The organism is Candidatus Tisiphia endosymbiont of Dascillus cervinus (assembly GCF_964026405.1).
Classification (GTDB): Bacteria; Pseudomonadota; Alphaproteobacteria; order Rickettsiales; family Rickettsiaceae; genus Tisiphia.
Window position 1 is genome coordinate 53651 of record NZ_OZ032146.1, and the last position, 17212, is coordinate 70862.

9 protein-coding genes are annotated in these 17212 nt (G+C 34.8%); 4 read left to right on the forward strand and 5 right to left on the reverse strand.

All coding sequences use genetic code 11. The features are described 5' to 3' along the window. Nucleotides 1-30 precede the first annotated feature (30 nt). From AAGD19_RS00270 to AAGD19_RS00280, 3 genes are all read right to left on the reverse strand, one after another. Nucleotides 31-3753: a Sca4 family protein gene (locus AAGD19_RS00270; RefSeq protein WP_341747830.1), complete on the reverse strand. Its 3723-nt coding sequence runs from the start codon at nt 3751-3753 to the stop codon at nt 31-33. Nucleotides 3754-3802: 49 nt separating this feature from the next. Continuing rightward, complete coding sequence (locus AAGD19_RS00275) at nt 3803-4786, reverse strand: transposase (protein ID WP_341747233.1); 984 nt, start codon at nt 4784-4786, stop codon at nt 3803-3805. Between the two features lie 293 nt (nt 4787-5079). Next, the gene (locus tag AAGD19_RS00280; RefSeq protein ID WP_341747831.1) at nt 5080-5883 is read right to left on the reverse strand and encodes a hypothetical protein; all 804 of its coding nucleotides are present in this window, start codon (nt 5881-5883) and stop codon (nt 5080-5082) included. A gap of 1 nt (nt 5884) precedes the next feature. Between AAGD19_RS00280 and AAGD19_RS00285 the strand changes: the two genes are divergently transcribed. From AAGD19_RS00285 to AAGD19_RS00295, 3 genes are all read left to right on the forward strand, one after another. Continuing rightward, nucleotides 5885-6118: a hypothetical protein gene (locus tag AAGD19_RS00285; RefSeq protein ID WP_341747832.1), complete on the forward strand. Its 234-nt coding sequence runs from the start codon at nt 5885-5887 to the stop codon at nt 6116-6118. An 800-nt stretch (nt 6119-6918) separates the two neighbouring features. Next, nucleotides 6919-11688 carry an autotransporter outer membrane beta-barrel domain-containing protein gene (locus AAGD19_RS00290; RefSeq protein ID WP_341747833.1) on the forward strand — a complete coding sequence of 1590 codons (4770 nt, stop codon included), beginning with the start codon at nt 6919-6921 and terminating at the stop codon, nt 11686-11688. Nucleotides 11689-12196: 508 nt separating this feature from the next. After that, nucleotides 12197-12397, forward strand: coding sequence for a palindromic element RPE1 domain-containing protein (locus tag AAGD19_RS00295; RefSeq protein WP_341747834.1), 201 nt, complete (start codon nt 12197-12199; stop codon nt 12395-12397). Nucleotides 12398-12444: 47 nt separating this feature from the next. Here AAGD19_RS00295 and pheT read toward each other — a convergent pair whose 3' ends face one another. Then, nucleotides 12445-14826 carry a phenylalanine--tRNA ligase subunit beta gene (gene pheT / locus AAGD19_RS00300; RefSeq protein WP_341747835.1) on the reverse strand — a complete coding sequence of 794 codons (2382 nt, stop codon included), beginning with the start codon at nt 14824-14826 and terminating at the stop codon, nt 12445-12447. Beyond that, nucleotides 14823-15872 (reverse strand): phenylalanine--tRNA ligase subunit alpha, encoded by a 1050-nt coding sequence (pheS, locus tag AAGD19_RS00305; protein WP_341747836.1) that lies wholly within the window; start codon nt 15870-15872, stop codon nt 14823-14825. Before pheS ends, pheT begins: the two co-directional genes overlap by 4 nt. Nucleotides 15873-16104: 232 nt before the next feature. Here pheS and AAGD19_RS00310 point away from each other — a divergent pair, with 232 nt between their 5' ends. Next, nucleotides 16105-17193 (forward strand): LptF/LptG family permease, encoded by a 1089-nt coding sequence (locus AAGD19_RS00310; protein ID WP_341747837.1) that lies wholly within the window; start codon nt 16105-16107, stop codon nt 17191-17193. Nucleotides 17194-17212: the final 19 nt, after the last annotated feature.

Consider the following 17212-nt stretch of genomic DNA (forward strand, 5'->3'; position numbering starts at 1 on the left):
TGCTAATTATTACATAATTAGCAACTTTCGTTAAGGATTTCTACTACCACCTACATTTCGGTTAGGTTTTTTATGAGTAAGTCCTTTCATATCTAGAGAACCATCTAGAGCAGGGGTGGCATTAGCATCATGTAATAGCTGAGACGCATCCTTAAAAAGAGGGTCAGCTGTTACACGATCAGGTTGCAACCCGTGAACAGCAGCTGAATTTACCCTAATATTACCCTGGGCATTTTTAACTATTCCTACATATTCTCCTTTGTTTTTAAGGACTTCTTGCTCAAGTTGCTCAAGAGTGCTTTTATCTACTGGTAAAGTATAAGTTTTACCCTTACGTTTCAAATATAAAGGTGACTTATTGTTATCAGAACAAGAAAATATTTCTGTAGGTTTGGTCAGATGCACCAACTTGCCATTCTTATAGTGAGCAGTCAAATATACAGCATCTTCTTTACTAATATTACGTCCATTTGTATCTTGTACTGCAAAAGACATATGGCACGCCCCCTGCATATCTATAGATAACGGTATATTTACCATACGAGCATTTTTAATTTCTTCTCCCTCTCTAGTTTTATATTTAGCATTTTTGTCATCATGACTTACATCATAACTCAACGTTGTTTCATTTATTGTCACAACATCCTTACCGTTTTGCTTCAAGTTAAAGCTTTTACCTGATTCTGGGGATATAATATTTTCTTGCCATGCAATATCTTTATACTCAGCTGCAAATTTTTTATGAATATCTGTATAGCCTCTTTGTTCAATATTTTCTATCTCTCGTAGTACATTTGAGTCCCGAAATGCTTCGGATAATCTACCAACATTTTCTTGGGCAAATTGAGCAAAACTGCTTGTAGATTGCAAAGAAAATTTATTAACAATTGGCTGAACTTGCTCTCTTGACAATTCCTTAAAAGCTTGCAATATTTTATCATCGTCATAAACATTACCCTTAGTCTTATCCTGAACTAATACTTTATCTACAGACACGCCACTATCCATCACTGGCCTATACTCTGTACCTACTGATTGATACAACTTTTGCCTATTATCTGTTTGGCTATCAACTGCTCTAAACTCTTTAGTAATAGTCTCTGTTTCCGTACCTATTGACTTACCAGCTATCTTATCCGTTTGAATCCCAACTTCGTATGCTTCTGGCTTAATTTGTAACTTTTCCAATTGACTTAGAAGTGCGGCATTTTGGCTTTCAAGAGCAGCTATCCTAACATCCTTATCTCTAAGCTCTGTTACCCTAGCCTGTTCATCTTTTTGGATTCTTTGGGCTTGTTCCTGAGCAACCTCCAACCTCCTCCAAAGTTCATCTATATCCCCTTTTTGTTTTGTTACTAAAGCAGTATACTTTAATTCTTCTGCTGCACTAAGTGTTTCTAGCTGATTTTTTGTATCTTTTTTTATTTCTTCTAACTGAGTTTTTAAACTATTATTCTCATTGGTTAACCCACCTAGCTGATCTTGTAATTTTTTAGCTTGCTTACTTTCTACACCATATTTTTGCTCAACTGCCTTTAGGCTTTCTTGAACGGTTATTAATTCTTGTTTCTTCTTTTCTAGCTCACTCCGACTTTCTTGCTGCTCTGATTTTAGTTTTGATAATTCCTCGTTTATTGTTTGCAATTTTACTGCAGCTACCTCTGATTGTCCTTTAAGCATTGCTTCATATTTTACTTCTGCTACCTGTAATTCCGAATTGGCGGCTTCTTTTGCTTCAGTAAGAGCCTTTATCTGATTTTCTGCCCCTTCTCTTGTTTCTTTTAAGTTAGTCGTTAATTGATGCTGAGCCTCGGTTAATTCCTCTACCTGATCTTGTAATTTTTTAGCCTGCTTACTTTCTACACCATATTCTTGCTCAACTGCCTTTAGGCTTTCTTGAACGGTTATTAATTCTTGTTGCTTCTTTTCTAGCTCACTCCGACTTTCTTGCTGCTCTGATTTTAGTTGTGATAATTCCTCGTTTATTGTTTGCAATTTTGCTACAGCTGCCTCTGATTGTTCTTTAAGCATTGCTGCATAATTTTCTTTTGCTACCTGTAATTCCGAATTGGCGGCTTCTTTTGCTTCAGTAAGAGCCTTTATCTGACTTTCCTTCTCCTCTCTTGTTTTTTTAAACTCAGTCGTTAATTGATGCTGAGCCTCGGTTAATTCCTCTACCTGTTCTTGTAATTCTTTAGCCTGCTTACTTTCTTGTCCATGTAATTCTTCAGCTTTAACCAATTCTTCACGAGTATTGGTTAATTCTGCTTTCGTCTTCTGTAACTCTGCCTGTTTTTCTTGCTGCTCTGATTTTAGTTTTGATAATTCCTCGTTTATTGTTTGCAATTCTGCTGCAGCTGCCTCTGATTGTTCTTTAAGCATTGCTGCATAATTTTCTTTTGCTTTACTATACTCTAAATCTTTTGCTCCACTAAGTTCTAATAGCTGTTCTTTTGCATTTTTCTCTGTCTCTTCTAACTTAGCTCTTAAATTATCATTTTCACTGGTTAACTTATCTATCTGATCTGACAAAGATCCATCTGATTCACTTAGCTCCTGTAGTTCATCTGCCCAATTTTTCTCATTAGTAGGCATACTAAATTGTTTCTGCTCTTTTTCTCCTTTCAGACCTATAATCTCGTCTTGGAGGTCATCTATTAATTTTTGATGTGCTTGTATTTCTTGCTTTGTAGACAATTGTAGCTGTATTAATTGCTGGTCTAAATTATCTGCTCTTGCTTTTTCAACACTAGTCAGTTCTTTTTGCTGTTTTATCAGTTCATTAATCTCAATTTGACGTTTCACTGACGCCTCAGCATCATTAGCTCTTTCTTGTAATATAGAATACTGGCTAACTGAACCTTCTTGTTGTTTTGCACTGGATAGAGGGGGGTAAGATTTTTGTTCCAATTGCTTTAATTCTTCAAACAACTGCTCTTCTTTTTGCTTGCTTTGTTCAATGATTTTAGTCTTTGCATCTATTTCGTCTTGGATTGTCTTTATTTCTTTTTCCTGGAGTATTATATTTTCATATTGTTTTGCTAGTATAGGCTCTTGTTCTGAAATAGCTTTTATATCTTTTTCTATCTCCGCTTGCCGTTCCTTAAACAATTCTTGTAGTATTGGCTGAGCATCAACTGTCAAATTATCAGCTAAATCTTTCTTTTGTAACTCCTTTTTTTGCTCGATTAAATTTTTATCTCTTTTTTCTAAATTCTGCATACTGGCATTAAGCTCGGTCATAAGCTGCGAATTTTTCTCAAGTAACTCTTTTTTGTCATCTTCTTTAAGTAATTCACTTCCTTCAAGGAATTTAGCAAATGCCTCTTTGTGTTCAATGCTCCTATGAGAAGTATCTTGTCCATCTTCATATAAAAACTGCTCAAACTCTCGGCATATCTCAAGATTTAATGCAATATTTTCATATTGCTGCTTGATCAGTTCTAACTCTAAATCTATAAATTCATTTTGTTCTTGAACTGCTTGTATTATTGCGTCTGCTGATTGAGCAGCTAGGTGTCCTTTTATTTTTTCCTGCTGTTTCCAAAGTTTTCCCAACAATTCTAATGCATAATTATCTTCTTCCTGCAAATTATCTTTTAGAGTATCTAATGCTGTTTGCTTGTCTTCGAGATATTTTTGTAGCAATTTGATATCTTCATTAGCTTTTTCAAATATACCCTGTTCAGTTTTCATCTTTTCTTGAAGTTGTTTTATTGCGGATAAAATTTCTTCTGATTCTGGTAATGACATTTTATTTACCCATAGTTTAAATTATCTAAATTAATATTATAAACAAAACTTACGCTATGTAAGGTTCTAAATAGCGTAAAGAGGGTGAACGTAACTGCTGTTGCATATAATGATCTAAAAGCCCTAACTTTATTTGATAAACCGTCTTACCTATTTTGTGTGCAGTTCTTTTTAGAAAAGCCCACACTAAAAATGCACAACTAATGTGATTACGCTGGATGCGTTGTTTTCTGCATTGGCATCGTTCTATACCGGTAAGTTGCTTGATTTCTCTATGCATGCTCTCAATTACCCAACGAAAGCCACACTCATCTTGTACGGCTTTAGAAGATTTTTGAGTTTTGTTATTGGTAACAATATAATCAACTCTGTTGGTAGAAACAGTAAGTTTAAACAAATTAACATGCTTATCTTTTGCAAAGCCCTTTATATGAATCTCCACTCCGCTCTTAATTTCCTCATCTGAAAACGTTAACTTGCTAACAGCTTTATAAGGCTTAGAAGAGGAAGTTTTAGTAACGTTTCTATTTGCTTTAATAGGAGCATAATAATATTTACCCAAGGAATCAACATGTTGCATAATTTTATGCGTAGCATACCATGTGTCAAAAAGCACAGTTTGAAAAGGAATCTTTTTGCTATACACAGCATTATTTAACATATTTAATAGGTGTTCTACTTTTGTCGCTCCATCATGTTCGGGCGAAAAAATTCGGTAATCTATTACCCAAAACTTATTAATATCCGGATTATAATATACCAAACTTACTACTCCTATACCAGTAGTAATACCACCTGTAGCCCCACTGTACTGTGATCTAGCAATTTCTATTTTCTTGGTATTTCTTTTATTTAACACCGTATCATCAAATATTGTATATCCGTTAGGCGATAAAATAACATCATCCTTAATATGTTCCCATAACAAAGAAGGTGTATATTTTTCATTTTTTAAAAATCTATTAATAACATCATGGCTACATTTTTTGGCATGTTCAGCATAGTAGGTCAAACTATAATTCTTTTGACTCACTATTAGAAATTGACAGTAATCTGTCCTATTAACTGGTATTGCTTGCAATTTTATCCTCTTGGCATTTGTAAATTATATTCAACATAATGTACCATTTTTTTTTCTCATAGCGTAAGTTTTGTTGTATTAGGTCTAAAAGACAAAGATATAAAACCTAGTACATTCCAAAAAGTCTTAAAGGTACTAAAACAAAATAAACATGTTAATGAAAAGTCCTACACCTCTACAATAGAGTCTAGTACTACTGAGGAAGAGGCTCCCCATACTAGCAACAAGCGAGAGAAGCGTGATATTCATACTACTGATGAGAAGACTCTTCCTAAGCAAGAGTCTACTGTTCCTATTACCGTGAAATCTACTGTTCTTACTACGGATGTATCTAGTACTACTACGACAGAGTCTACTGCTGCCTCTACTTCGACTACTGCTAAGAAAGAGACTATTGCTCCTATTACCGTGAAGTCTACTGTTCTTACTACGGATGTATCTAGTACTACTGCAACAGAGTCTACTGCTGCCTCTACTTCGACTACTGCTAAGGAAGAACCTACTACTACCGTGAAGTCTACTGTTCTTACTACAGATGTATCTAGTACTACTGCGACAGAGTCTACTGCTGCCTCTACTTCGACTACTGCTAAGAAAGAGACTACTGCTCCTATTACCGTGAAGTCTACTGTTCCTACTACGGATGTATCTAGTACTACTACGACAGAGTCTACTACTTCCTCCACTTCAACTACTGCTAAGGAAGAACCTACTACTACCGTGAAGTCTACTGTTCTTACTACGGATGTATCTAGTACTACTGCGACAGAGTCCACTGCTGCCTCTACTTCGACTACTGCTAAGAAAGAGACTATTGCTCCTATTACCGTGAAGTCTACTGTTCCTACTACGAAGAAGTCTAGTACTACTACGACAAAGTCTACTGCTTCCTCTGCTGGAAATCCTACTACTCTTAAGGAAGAACTTACTACTCCTAAGAAAAATCTTACTGAGAAATCAGAACCAATCGCTGTTGGTGTAGTTGTTGATTCTATTACAGAAAAGCATACTCCTGAGGAATTAAATCCTAATAATCCTGCTAGTAGCACAATGTCAACAAAAGAAATCTTAGCTCTGATATCTTTTGCTGTAACTGCTATAGGTGTTGGTGGAGGTGTTGTTATATGTGCTATCAAGAAGTTTTGTGGTGGAGTAAGCCATTTGGGTCATGAAGCATTAGCATTAGCTGACTTAGCATTAGTAGAACTAGACAATTGTTTAGACAATAATCATGAAGGTACACCTTTAGCAGGTATAACAGTTGACGATAACGCGGATATCTAAAACTAGGGTAATTTAACCTCAATTCGATGTGAGACATAGGTTTAATAGCCCGGTGTCACCCTGCGTAGGTAGGGGTGACATCGTTTTTGGTTCTGTAAGTAACCTGAATTCGATGTAACAAGTTACATCGAATTCAGTATTATATATAGAAACAATCAGGTTTGAAGCGGCTGCCCACCTGATTGTTAAAATATAATACTTCATTCAATATGTGATTTTAATAATTAAAATCACATAATTGAATGATGAAAAAAGTTAAAATGCACTCGCGTCAGCCGTTTCAAGAGTGCATTTTTCCTTATAACAAACTGGTTTAAAGAAGGATTCATTTTAGCCTATGCCTTAAGATTGATAGATCACCACAACAGTTTGTTTATGTTATCACAAATGCACAGAGGTTTGTTTGGTGCTTGGAAGAAAGTTTGGGAGTCAAGTAAGTCAAACTATCATGATATGACAAATTTCTATAGCTGTTTCAAATATAACACAGTTGATAGAAATTTATCAAAAAAATAGTCAAGTAGCTTGTAATTAATTATTTTTACATATATAGTAGTTGCGTGTTTAGATATTTCTAAAAAGGTTTTAAGGTATTATGATTGCGTAGGGTCATCCCTGTGCATTCGAATGGTTATCCTTGCGAAAGTATGGGTCTAGAAAAGTTTAATATAGTCTGCTAGGCTGTTTTTTTTAGATTTCTCTACCTGCACGGGAATGACATCGAGCAGAAATAATTTTTGAAACTAATTGCTCTAAGAAACTGTATTTAGAAAATGAATTAACTTAAATAGGAAAAAATTATGAATAATAAAAGTAAAAAAAGCAGTTTTTTGAAAAAATTGCTAGCGACTGCTTCTATTGCTTCAGTTATAGTCGGTAGTAATACGGCATTTGGTGCTGCTGTTCCAATGGGTAGGATTACTAGCAATGTCGATGCCCCTATTGATGCTCTTGCTGCTGGTAATAGATGGCATAAGATAACTGCTGCTGGTGGTGTCCATGCTGATGCTGCTGATGGACCAGCTGATGATATGGCAATTACGTTTGGTGGTGATGATCATATAGTTAATGTTAATCAGATTCGGAGGATTCAAGCAATTAATGTTAATGATGGTGCTGCAACGATCAATATCAATGCAGATCTCACTGTTGGTTCTATCGTTGATACTGGTGCTAATAATAATGCGGTAGAGTTTACATTCGGTGCTGCTCGTACTCTTACCTTAAACGGTAAAGCGGCAGTTGCTGCTGATCATGGTTTTGTTGCTGCTGCTAACACTTATACTGCTTTAGGTAAGGTCGATTTTGCAGTTGCTGGTGCTATCTTGAATATTAGTCCTATTGCTCATGCTGACATCGTATTTGCGAATTTTAAAGTTTTTAACGGTATAAATGCAACATTGAATATTGACAATGCTAACTTTAAGACAACATTTAGTCAATCAGAAGTTGCTACAGCCCGCACAATTAACATCTCTGATGATAGTGTTGTTGAATTCAACTCTACTGCAACTGCTGCTGGTGCTGCTAATACGTTGGACTTACAACAACAAGGAGCAAATAGTAGAATCAACTTTGGTACTAATGGTAATGGTACATTGTTGCTTACTTCTAATGCTGCTACTGCTCATAGCTTTAGAGTTATGAATGGATATCTTGGTGGTAATAATAAAGATGGAGATGGTAGAATTCACTTCAATACTGCTGCGAACGCTGGAACTCTTAGTCCTGCAGTTGCAGGTAATGCCGTAGTTGGTATAAATAAGGAGAATAGAGCTAAAGAATTCATAGTTACTGCTGCTGCTGGTGCTCGTGCAACAATTGCAGGAAAAGTATATACTAAAGAGCTTGAATTACGCGGTGGGGATATTACTTTCGGCAATGAGGTTGATGTAGGAGATCAGGGTAAGACAAACATGACAGCACAGTCGAATGTAATTCTAAACGACAATAGTAATCTTGGTAAAACAGATTTCCATAATATACTTAATAGTACAATTACTGTGGCAGCTGGTAAAACACTTGAAGGAAACTTTTATGCTGACGTAAACAATGGTGCAGCTCAAGTTGGAACGATAATTTTTCAAGGTAATGGTGTATTAAAAGCTGATGTAATAAACAAATTAGTTGCAATTGAAAATACTGTTGCTGGTACTTTGACATTGTCAGGACAGCATACTGTCAATGAACTAAGAGGAACTGTGGCTGGTACACATTTTACATTTGCTGATGGTTATAAACTGATCGGTAATATTAATCACACTGCTGGTGTTGTTGCTAATGCTGCTTCAAATTTAACGTTTGAGGGTGATGCTGAAATTACTGGTGATATTGGTGCTGCTGGTGCTCCAACAATTGGTAATATTACCATCCGTAAGGAAAAAACAGTAAAAGTTGGTGGTGCTACGATTAATGCTGCTAGTATCTTTGATACTGCTGATAGTGGAACATTGAAATTAACTAATAGAGCAGGTGATGTAACCATTACATCTACAATGAGTGCTAATAGTGGCGGTATTATTGATGCAACTGAAATGAAAAAGGATAGTACTTTAAATATTGTTGGCACTATTGGTACGGATCCTGCTGGTAATAATTCTAAGGCTCTAAATAAATTATTACTGAACGGACAAAAACCTAACTTTGACATAGCTGCAGCTGCCAATAAATGGGTTAATATTGCTGGAATTGATTTTGGTGGTGGAGCTTCAACAGTTAAGATGAATGTTGATACTGCTAAATATGCCTTTGGAGCTTTGACAAATGCAGAGGAAGCTACATTTGAAGTTAGTGAGAATGTTGACTTATATAATACAACAACCTCTAAGGATGGGGGAGTAAAGGAAATCAAGTTTACAGCAGACAATATGACTCTTACTCTTCATAAAGGTAATGATATTACTGCTAAGAGTATAACTGCTTTCGGTGGAGCTAATGGAAGTAATCTAGTTTTTGCTGGGGATGCTGCTCTAAAAGGCGACATAGGAACATCAACCAGGCAATTTAAAGGTCTCAAAGTAAATGCTGGTGTTAAGGCAATTACATCGGATCAAGGCTTTTTCAGCGAAAATATAGAATTAGCAGATGACGGATCTACATTAGTTGTAGATGGTAATTATACTACTAAAGCAGTTGTTGGTAATGTTGCTGATAAGGGAACACTGAAATTTGTTAATGCTGCTGGTGTTGGTACTGGTGTAAAATTCACTACTACAGCAGCTGCTAATGCTGGTGCTATTAACGGTATATCTACCTTAGAATTGCATGGTGGTAATGTTGAATTAGTAGGTGATAACGGTCTAAAATTTAGCAATATTAAGTTTGCAACTGCTGCAAGCTTAACTTTAGCTTCAAATATGAAACTTGATGGGATAAGTGTTGATAGTACTCTTGATAGTGCGAGTTCTAAAGGTGCTAGACCTACAGTTATATTATCAGCTATTGATCACACTATTAGTAAACCTAACCATATTGGTGATAAGGATCATTTGGTTAATCTACAATTTGCTGGAGATAATACCTTAAATGTTACTATTATAGACTTCTTTGCTGGTGTAACAACTACAACTAATAATCAAGGTGCTGTTAACTTTAAGGCTGGTTCTGATAAGGTTTATGGTTTAGGTTCTAGCGGACTCAACTTAAAAGCTGCAACTTTTGAAGTAAATACCGAAAACTTTGGTGATACTTATGTCAATAATGGTATTATAAATGACAATGTGAAGTACACAGCTGGTGGAAAAGTAGCTGGTGGACTACAAGTTGGTAGTGATAAAGGTAGTTCTGTAGCTGAGTTTAAAGATGGTGTTATTTTGACAGCTGTTGTAACCAGTAAGGGAGCAGATAATAAGATTAACTTCACAGATAATGCTGCTATTATTGGTACTAAGCTTGGTACAGAGAATGATCGTTTTAAGGCTATAACATTTAATGGCAATAAAAAAGTAGGCTTGAAGAATGCTGCTATGTATGTAGAAGTAGTTAACTTCGGTACTGAAAAGATCGTAATTGCTGATAACAACATAATTAGTGGTACTTCACATGTTAATGGCAGTATTAATTTGAACTCTGGTAAGTTAATCTTCCAAGATAACCAAAATGACGTAAATTCTACATGGGGTCCTAAAACTTCTATTAAAACTACCTTAACTGCAGATGGAAAACTTGGTTCTATAGAAGTTAATACTCCTATAGAGGTGGCTGCTAGTGTACCAGTTAATGTTATAGTCGTGAAGGATGAAGCTCAATTAGGGGCGGATCAAGAGTACAAGTTGATTAGCAATGGTAAAAATCTAATTCTAGGTAATGATGCACGATTTGGTCCTCTAACAGTAGCAAAATCAACAAATCAAGCATATGCAAAGTGGACTGTTTATACTAAAGATGATAAAGATGTTTACTTGTTGCGTTCAAATGATGCTGCAACTGTAGCTCCAGCTGATGTGAAACTTGCTGGTGGTGATGATAAAGATCAGGAAAATGCTGCTTTGCTTGGTCGTGAGGCATTAGCTGCTATGACTGATATTGGTACGTTATCACAAGACCCAAAAGTACGTGGTGAAGCACTAAAAAGAATTACAAATGCTGAGAATTCACTAGTGACTTATGCTGTCGAACATACTAATGCTGGGATTGCTAGTTTAGTGGGAGCAAGACTTGCTCAAGTTGATGAACAACAAAAACCTGTAGGTAGTGGTTCTGATAATGTAGCTGGTGAATCAATGGGTGCATGGGCTATGCCATACTATAATCAAGCTGTTCAGAAGGGTGAAGGTAGTGTTGTTGGCTATAAAACGAAATCTGCTGGTGGAATCCTTGGTTTCGATGCTTTAGCAAACGAAAATCTAATGATCGGTGCTGCTGTTAGTATTGTTAGAACTGATATGAAATACAAAGATTATAAAATTGGAGAAAAAACAAACATTAATACTGTGATGCTCTCTATTTATGGATCACAACAACTTGATAAAAATTTCTTTGTACAAGGTTTGGTTTCTCTTGGTTCAAATAAAATTAAGAATAGCGATCCTAGAAAAGTTCCTACTTCTCGTAATGCTAGTGGTCAGCAAATTGCTAAAGCTAGTTATGATTCTCTGTCTTACGGTGGTCAAGTATTATTTGGTTACAATGCTAAAATGTCTGACTCAATGTCATTAATACCGATGGCTGGAATTCGTTATACAGGTTCTAGCGATGAAGGTTATAAAGAAACTGGTACAGACAACGTAAATAAGGTCGTTGCTAAGAAGACTAACAATAAAGTTGAAGCTGTGCTTGGTACTAGATTTGCAGTTTCTGTAGATACTAGCGGTATTACAGTGATGCCTGAAGCACATGCTTTTGTTTCTCAAAAGTTATTTGGTAATTCAGGGAAAGTTAGTGCTAAATTAGATGGTATGACTAGTTCGTTTGCTACTAGATCTGACAAAGAGGCAAAAACATTATTTAACCTTGGTTTAGGCGTTACTGCTAAAGCTGGTAATATGGAGTATGGAGCTGGTTACGATGCATATTTAGCTAGTAAATATGTTGGTCACCAAGGTACTTTAAAAGTTCGTGTAAACTTCTAAACTAATCTTTTAAGTTTACTTATCTATTACTTCAAACAAAAGGGTTTTCTTTTAAAAAAGAAAGCCCTTTTTGTTTAATAAGAGTGCTTACGAATTGATTCTTCCTGATAAGTTTGTCGTCAGAATTTGCTTTCTCTTCTTATATAATGGGCTAAAAAATTTAGACAAAAAAGCATGTAGTTTTGTTTCGTAATAAGATAGAATAAAAAATTATACTTAGGATAAACGAATGACAAAGAAACAAAGTAGAAATTTTAGTGCAGAAGCAAAAAACTAAGATATAGTCAATTCAGGAGGATTGGGTAGCAGGAGCGGTGGAGTGAGTATCACAACCTGTTGGAAGTTAAAAAATCGTCTATTAGCGAAGTGCTGTTGTAAGGTTTAAACCGTCATTGCGAGGAGTCGCTGCAAGCGGCGACGTGGCAATCTTGTGAAGGAGGTTTTGACTATCATGAAGATTGCCACAGTGCCTAACGGCGTTTAGACGATTTTTTAACTTTCAACAGTTGTGCCTTCGTGGAACATCGAGAATAGACCTCTTTCGAAACTCGCTTGTGCTGAGGGATTTGAAGGAGACGCGGAACGCAGAACCGCAGCGTACTTTGATGTACGTGAGGATTCGAGTACCGCATCGACGTACAAATCACCAGCAGAAGTAGAGTTTCGAAAGAAGTCTAATGTTAAATCCATGCCTCATATCGATACTTAGGTTACTTTAGCATTTTTTGGATATATATTTAGTCTGAAAGTAGGAGTTTATTCTCTTAACTTACCTTGGAATTTCTCATGAACAATTGTAACAATTTCTTGACTTAATAAATTTAGGTCTGCTTCATTTAACGTCCGATCATCTGCTTGAAATTGCACCTTAATTGCCACCGATTTTTTACCGGAAGGCAGTTTATCTCCCGAGTACACATCAAATAGATCAACAGACTTTATCATTTTTTTATTAGAATTCTTGATATAAGCAATTATCTTGCTAACCGGCTGCTCTAGATCAACTACAAAAGCATAGTCTCTAAAGGTTGGCTGGAAGTCAGAAACAATAAACTCGTCTCTTTTAGCAAATTTTGCTTTAGCAAATGGTATATTGGCAATATCTATTTCAAAGGCAAATATCTGACAGTCAATATCAAAATGTTTTAATATAGAGGGATGAATTTGCCCAAAATAGGCTATAACATTTTTACCAAGTTTTATAAGGCTTGATTTTGTCGGATGGTAATAAGGTAAATCAATAGGAGCAAATTGACACTTATCAATCGGTAGACCTACATAATTTAAAACATTTTCTAAGTCAGATTTAATATCAAAAACATCTACTAAGCGAGCTGCAGAATGACAATCTTTTTCATTATATAGCCCACATCTTACTGCAGAAGCAAAAATTAATTCTCCATCTGATGTACAAGAGTTAAAGATTGGTCCCAATTCCATCAAAGCAATTTCTTTAATGGATCTTGTTAAATTCTTTTGAACTAATTTAAGTAATTTAGGAATGATGCTAGGTCGCATATAATTATTATCAACATTAATAGGATTTAGCAAAAATAACTCCTCTTTTATTGGAGCAAATAATTTTGCTATTTCACTATCCATGAATGAATTTGTTACTACCTCATCATACCCATAACTGGCTAAAATTCTTTTAATATCAGAAATTCTTCGTTGCTCCTTAGGTATAATCCTTGTTAGTTGCATTTCTGGTAATTTAATCGGCTCTAATTTGTCATAGCCGTAAATACGAACAATTTCTTCAACAATATCTTCTTTAATTGTGATGTCATGTCGCCAAGATGGTATGGTAAGTTTGAGAGTATCGCCTATATCTACTATAATAAAGCCAAGATTTTTTAAAATGTTACAAATCTCTGTTTTGCTTAAGTTTAGACCGGTTATTTTAGCTAGGCAATTTATAGGGAAGTCCAAGGATTTTTGTACAAAAGCAAACCCTTCATTATACACTATATTAGAAATTTCACCTCCACAAATAGATAAAATCATTTTACTTGCAATATTTAAGGCTTTTAAGGTAAATGCCTGATCAATATTACGTTCAAAACGATAACGCGAATCAGTATCAATCTGTAGAGATCTCCCCGTTTTAGTAATATATTTAGCAGAAAAACACGCCGCTTCTAGCAAAATATTTTGCGTCCCAAGCTCACTTTTACTACTATCACCTCCTATAATACCAGCAAGAGTAAGTACTTGCCTATCATCTTGAATTACCAAAGATTCTTCATCTAAATCATATTCTTTGCCATTTAAAGCTAGAAATTTAGTTTTTTCTTTAAGTAGTGTAATTTGCAGCTTATCTGATAATTTACTTCTATCGTAAGCATGCATTGGTTGCCCGAAACTATACGATATATAGTTAGTGACGTCCACTAGGGCTGAAACCGGTTTTAGCCCAATATTTTGCAATAATTGCTTTAACCAATCAGGGCTTGTCTTGTTTTGTAAATTTCTTATTTCCCGAAAGCAGAATAATGGGCAGGCTTCTTTATTTTCTATCTTTAAAGCCAAAGTAGATTTAAATTCTCCGGCAATTGATGGCACTTCTAATTCTTTAAGCGTACCAATACCCTTGCTAGCTAGGTCTCTAGCTATACCATAGACGCCAAGAGCATCACCACGATTTGGGGTAACGTTAATATCAAAAACTGGGTCATCATACCCATAATATTGTATAAATGGTTCTCCTATTTTAGCATCGGGCATCAGTTCTATTATACCATCAGAATTAGTACCCACTAATAGTTCTGCTTCAGAACATAACATTCCGCAACTTTTTTCTCCGCGAATTACTGATTCTTTAATTTTAAATTTACCATTTGGAATTTCACAACCTATTTTTGCCAATACTACTTTAATATTCTCCCTAGCATTACTTGCTCCACAAACTATTTGTAAAATTTCCTCATTAGTTTGGACTTGACATATCTTAAGTTTATCTGCCGATGGATGGGGTTTAGTAGCTAGTATATGAGCTACTTCAAAATCCTTTAGTTCCGTCCTTCTGTCTATTATTTCTTCTACTTCAAGACCAAGCATAGTTAAACATTCAGCAATTTCCTCAACAGAACTCTCGGTATCTAGGAATTTTTTTAACCAAGATAAAGTAAATTTCATCTTGTTAACCCTCCAGCTAGAGTTGGCAAGTCAAAAGCAGAGAAGTTATAGTGTTTTAACCATCTTATATCTCCTTCAAAAAATTGCCTGAGATCCTTGATAGCATATTTTAACATAGCAAAACGCTCAACACCTAGACCAAAGGCAAACCCTTGATAGAGATCACTATCTATATTAACATTTTTAAGAACATTTGGATGAACCATACCACAACCAAGCACCTCAAGCCATTTATTGCTACCCTGCATCTTAATATCCACTTCTGCCGATGGCTCGGTAAACGGAAAAAAACTTGGTCTAAAACGTATGTCAATATTTGTTTGTTCAAAAAAATCCTTGATAAATTCAGTGATAACATATTTTAAATGCCCCATATTGATATTTTCATCGATCACCAAACCCTCAATCTGATGGAACATTGGTGTATGTGTCATATCGGAATCAGACCTATAAGTTCTACCAGGAGCAATAAATCTAAAAGGCGGTTTACCATTTTGCATCGTCCTGATTTGTATCGGTGAAGTATGAGTACGTAACAATAGGGGGTGTTCTGCCTCTTTTGCCTTTAGATAGAAAGTATCGTGCATCTGCCTTGCTGGGTGATCTTCATAAAAATTTAGGGCAGTGAAATTATACCAATCGTTCTCAATAGTTGGACCATCCTTAATGGTTAGCCCAAATTTTGTAAATACTTGAATTAATTCTTCAGTAGCTTGGGTAATGGGGTGTATGCTCCCCTTCTTATACTGCCGAGCTGGAATTGTTAAATCTGTCTTTTCTTCAGCAAATCGTTTATTTAATTCAATTTCCTCCAAGGCTGCTTGTTTTGCTTCTAGCAAATTACTAATCTGTTCTTTAAGCAGATTAACTGCCTCGCCTAACTTTTTACGATCATTTTGCTCAAGACTACCAAGCTTTCTCATTTCTTGGTTAAGTAAGCTTTGTTTCCCAAGAAACTCCACCCTAATTTGTTGCAACTCTGATAGAGCTTGAGTTGATTCTATTCTGCTTTGTGCAGATTTTAATATTTGGTTTAGATGATTCATAACAAGTTAATAATAATATCGAGCCATAAATATTAGACTATATTTTATTATATCTCTAGATTAATTAGAAGCAAATGTCAATAACATGTTATTGACAATGACTTAGAAAAAACTTGATTATCGAGTATTATTACTGATATAGTTATTATATGAGTAGTAGTGTTTTATAATAGTTTTTACTTCACTTTTGGTTGTAAAATCATCCACTACGGTCACCAATTTTTATTTTAAAATGATTAATTTTAAAACTCTTTCAATTTACCTACTCAGGCTATATTGTAGCTATTTCATCGGTATATTGCTTCTGCTTATCGGGGTTTTAATTCTTTCAAATATCTTTGACCTTTTGCAAAAATTTAAAGCTGTATATATCCCAACACATTTTTTTTGGAAACTTGTATTATATAAAATACCTTATTTAGTTAATGAAGTAGCTTCTCTTCTTAGCTTCATTGCGATGTTATTTTTTCTAAAAAGACTAACTAAACATAACGAACTAATAACTATTTTATGCAATGGTATCCATATTTGGAGGGTTATTGCTGTTCCAGTTTTTGCAACGGTGATTTTTGGTATAATACTAATAACTATATGCAACCCTATTGGTACATTTGGTTTACAAAAATATGAATCTTTAGAAGCAAAATTGAGTAAAAAGACATCTAATAATTTGATAATATCAAAATCTGGTTTACTATTTTTTGAGAATTATCAAGGCAATAAAAGAATTATTCAGGCTGGGTCTATTGATGTAGTGAACAATAAGTTAAATAAGATTATTATATTATTTTTAGATGACAAAAATAATTTCTTAAAAAGAATTGATGGGGAATATGCTATTTTAGTTGATAATAATTTAAAACTAACTTCTGTAAAAATTTCGGATAACTATAATGTCAAACAATATGAGCATTTTACCGTTCCAACAAATTTATCAATAAGTAACTTACTAAATAGTTTTATAAATCCTGAGATGATTGCTATTTGGGATTTACCAGATACAATTAAACATTTAGTAGAATTTGGTTTGCCAATAACTAACTATCAAATTTATTTCTATAAACAGTTATTTAAGCCTATAATTATGGCTACCACAGTGATTTTAGCAGCCTGCTTTTTTAGTCTCAAGCAACGTGATAATTCTCAAGAGAAAATCTTAGTAATTGGCTTATTTCTAGGTTTTATTATTTATTTCCTATTAGAGATTTTGTTTAAAATACTCGCATATAATGCAACCCCCCCTTTCTTAGCTATTTTATTGCCAAATATATGTATATTATTTTTCAGTAATTTTGTTATTATGCATTCTCAAGAAACCTGATGCGTTAAAATGATTTGAT

What these genes read in the sequence shown, in the direction of transcription:
- AAGD19_RS00270 (WP_341747830.1), bottom strand. Translation starts at nt 3,753, where the DNA reads ATGTCATTACCAGAATCAGAAGAAATTTTATCCGCAATAAAACAACTT.
- AAGD19_RS00285 (WP_341747832.1), top strand. Translation starts at nt 5,885, where the DNA reads ATGTCAACAAAAGAAATCTTAGCTCTGATATCTTTTGCTGTAACTGCT.
- AAGD19_RS00290 (WP_341747833.1), top strand. Translation starts at nt 6,919, where the DNA reads ATGAATAATAAAAGTAAAAAAAGCAGTTTTTTGAAAAAATTGCTAGCG.
- pheT (WP_341747835.1), bottom strand. Translation starts at nt 14,826, where the DNA reads ATGAAATTTACTTTATCTTGGTTAAAAAAATTCCTAGATACCGAGAGT.
- pheS (WP_341747836.1), bottom strand. Translation starts at nt 15,872, where the DNA reads ATGAATCATCTAAACCAAATATTAAAATCTGCACAAAGCAGAATAGAA.
- AAGD19_RS00310 (WP_341747837.1), top strand. Translation starts at nt 16,105, where the DNA reads ATGATTAATTTTAAAACTCTTTCAATTTACCTACTCAGGCTATATTGT.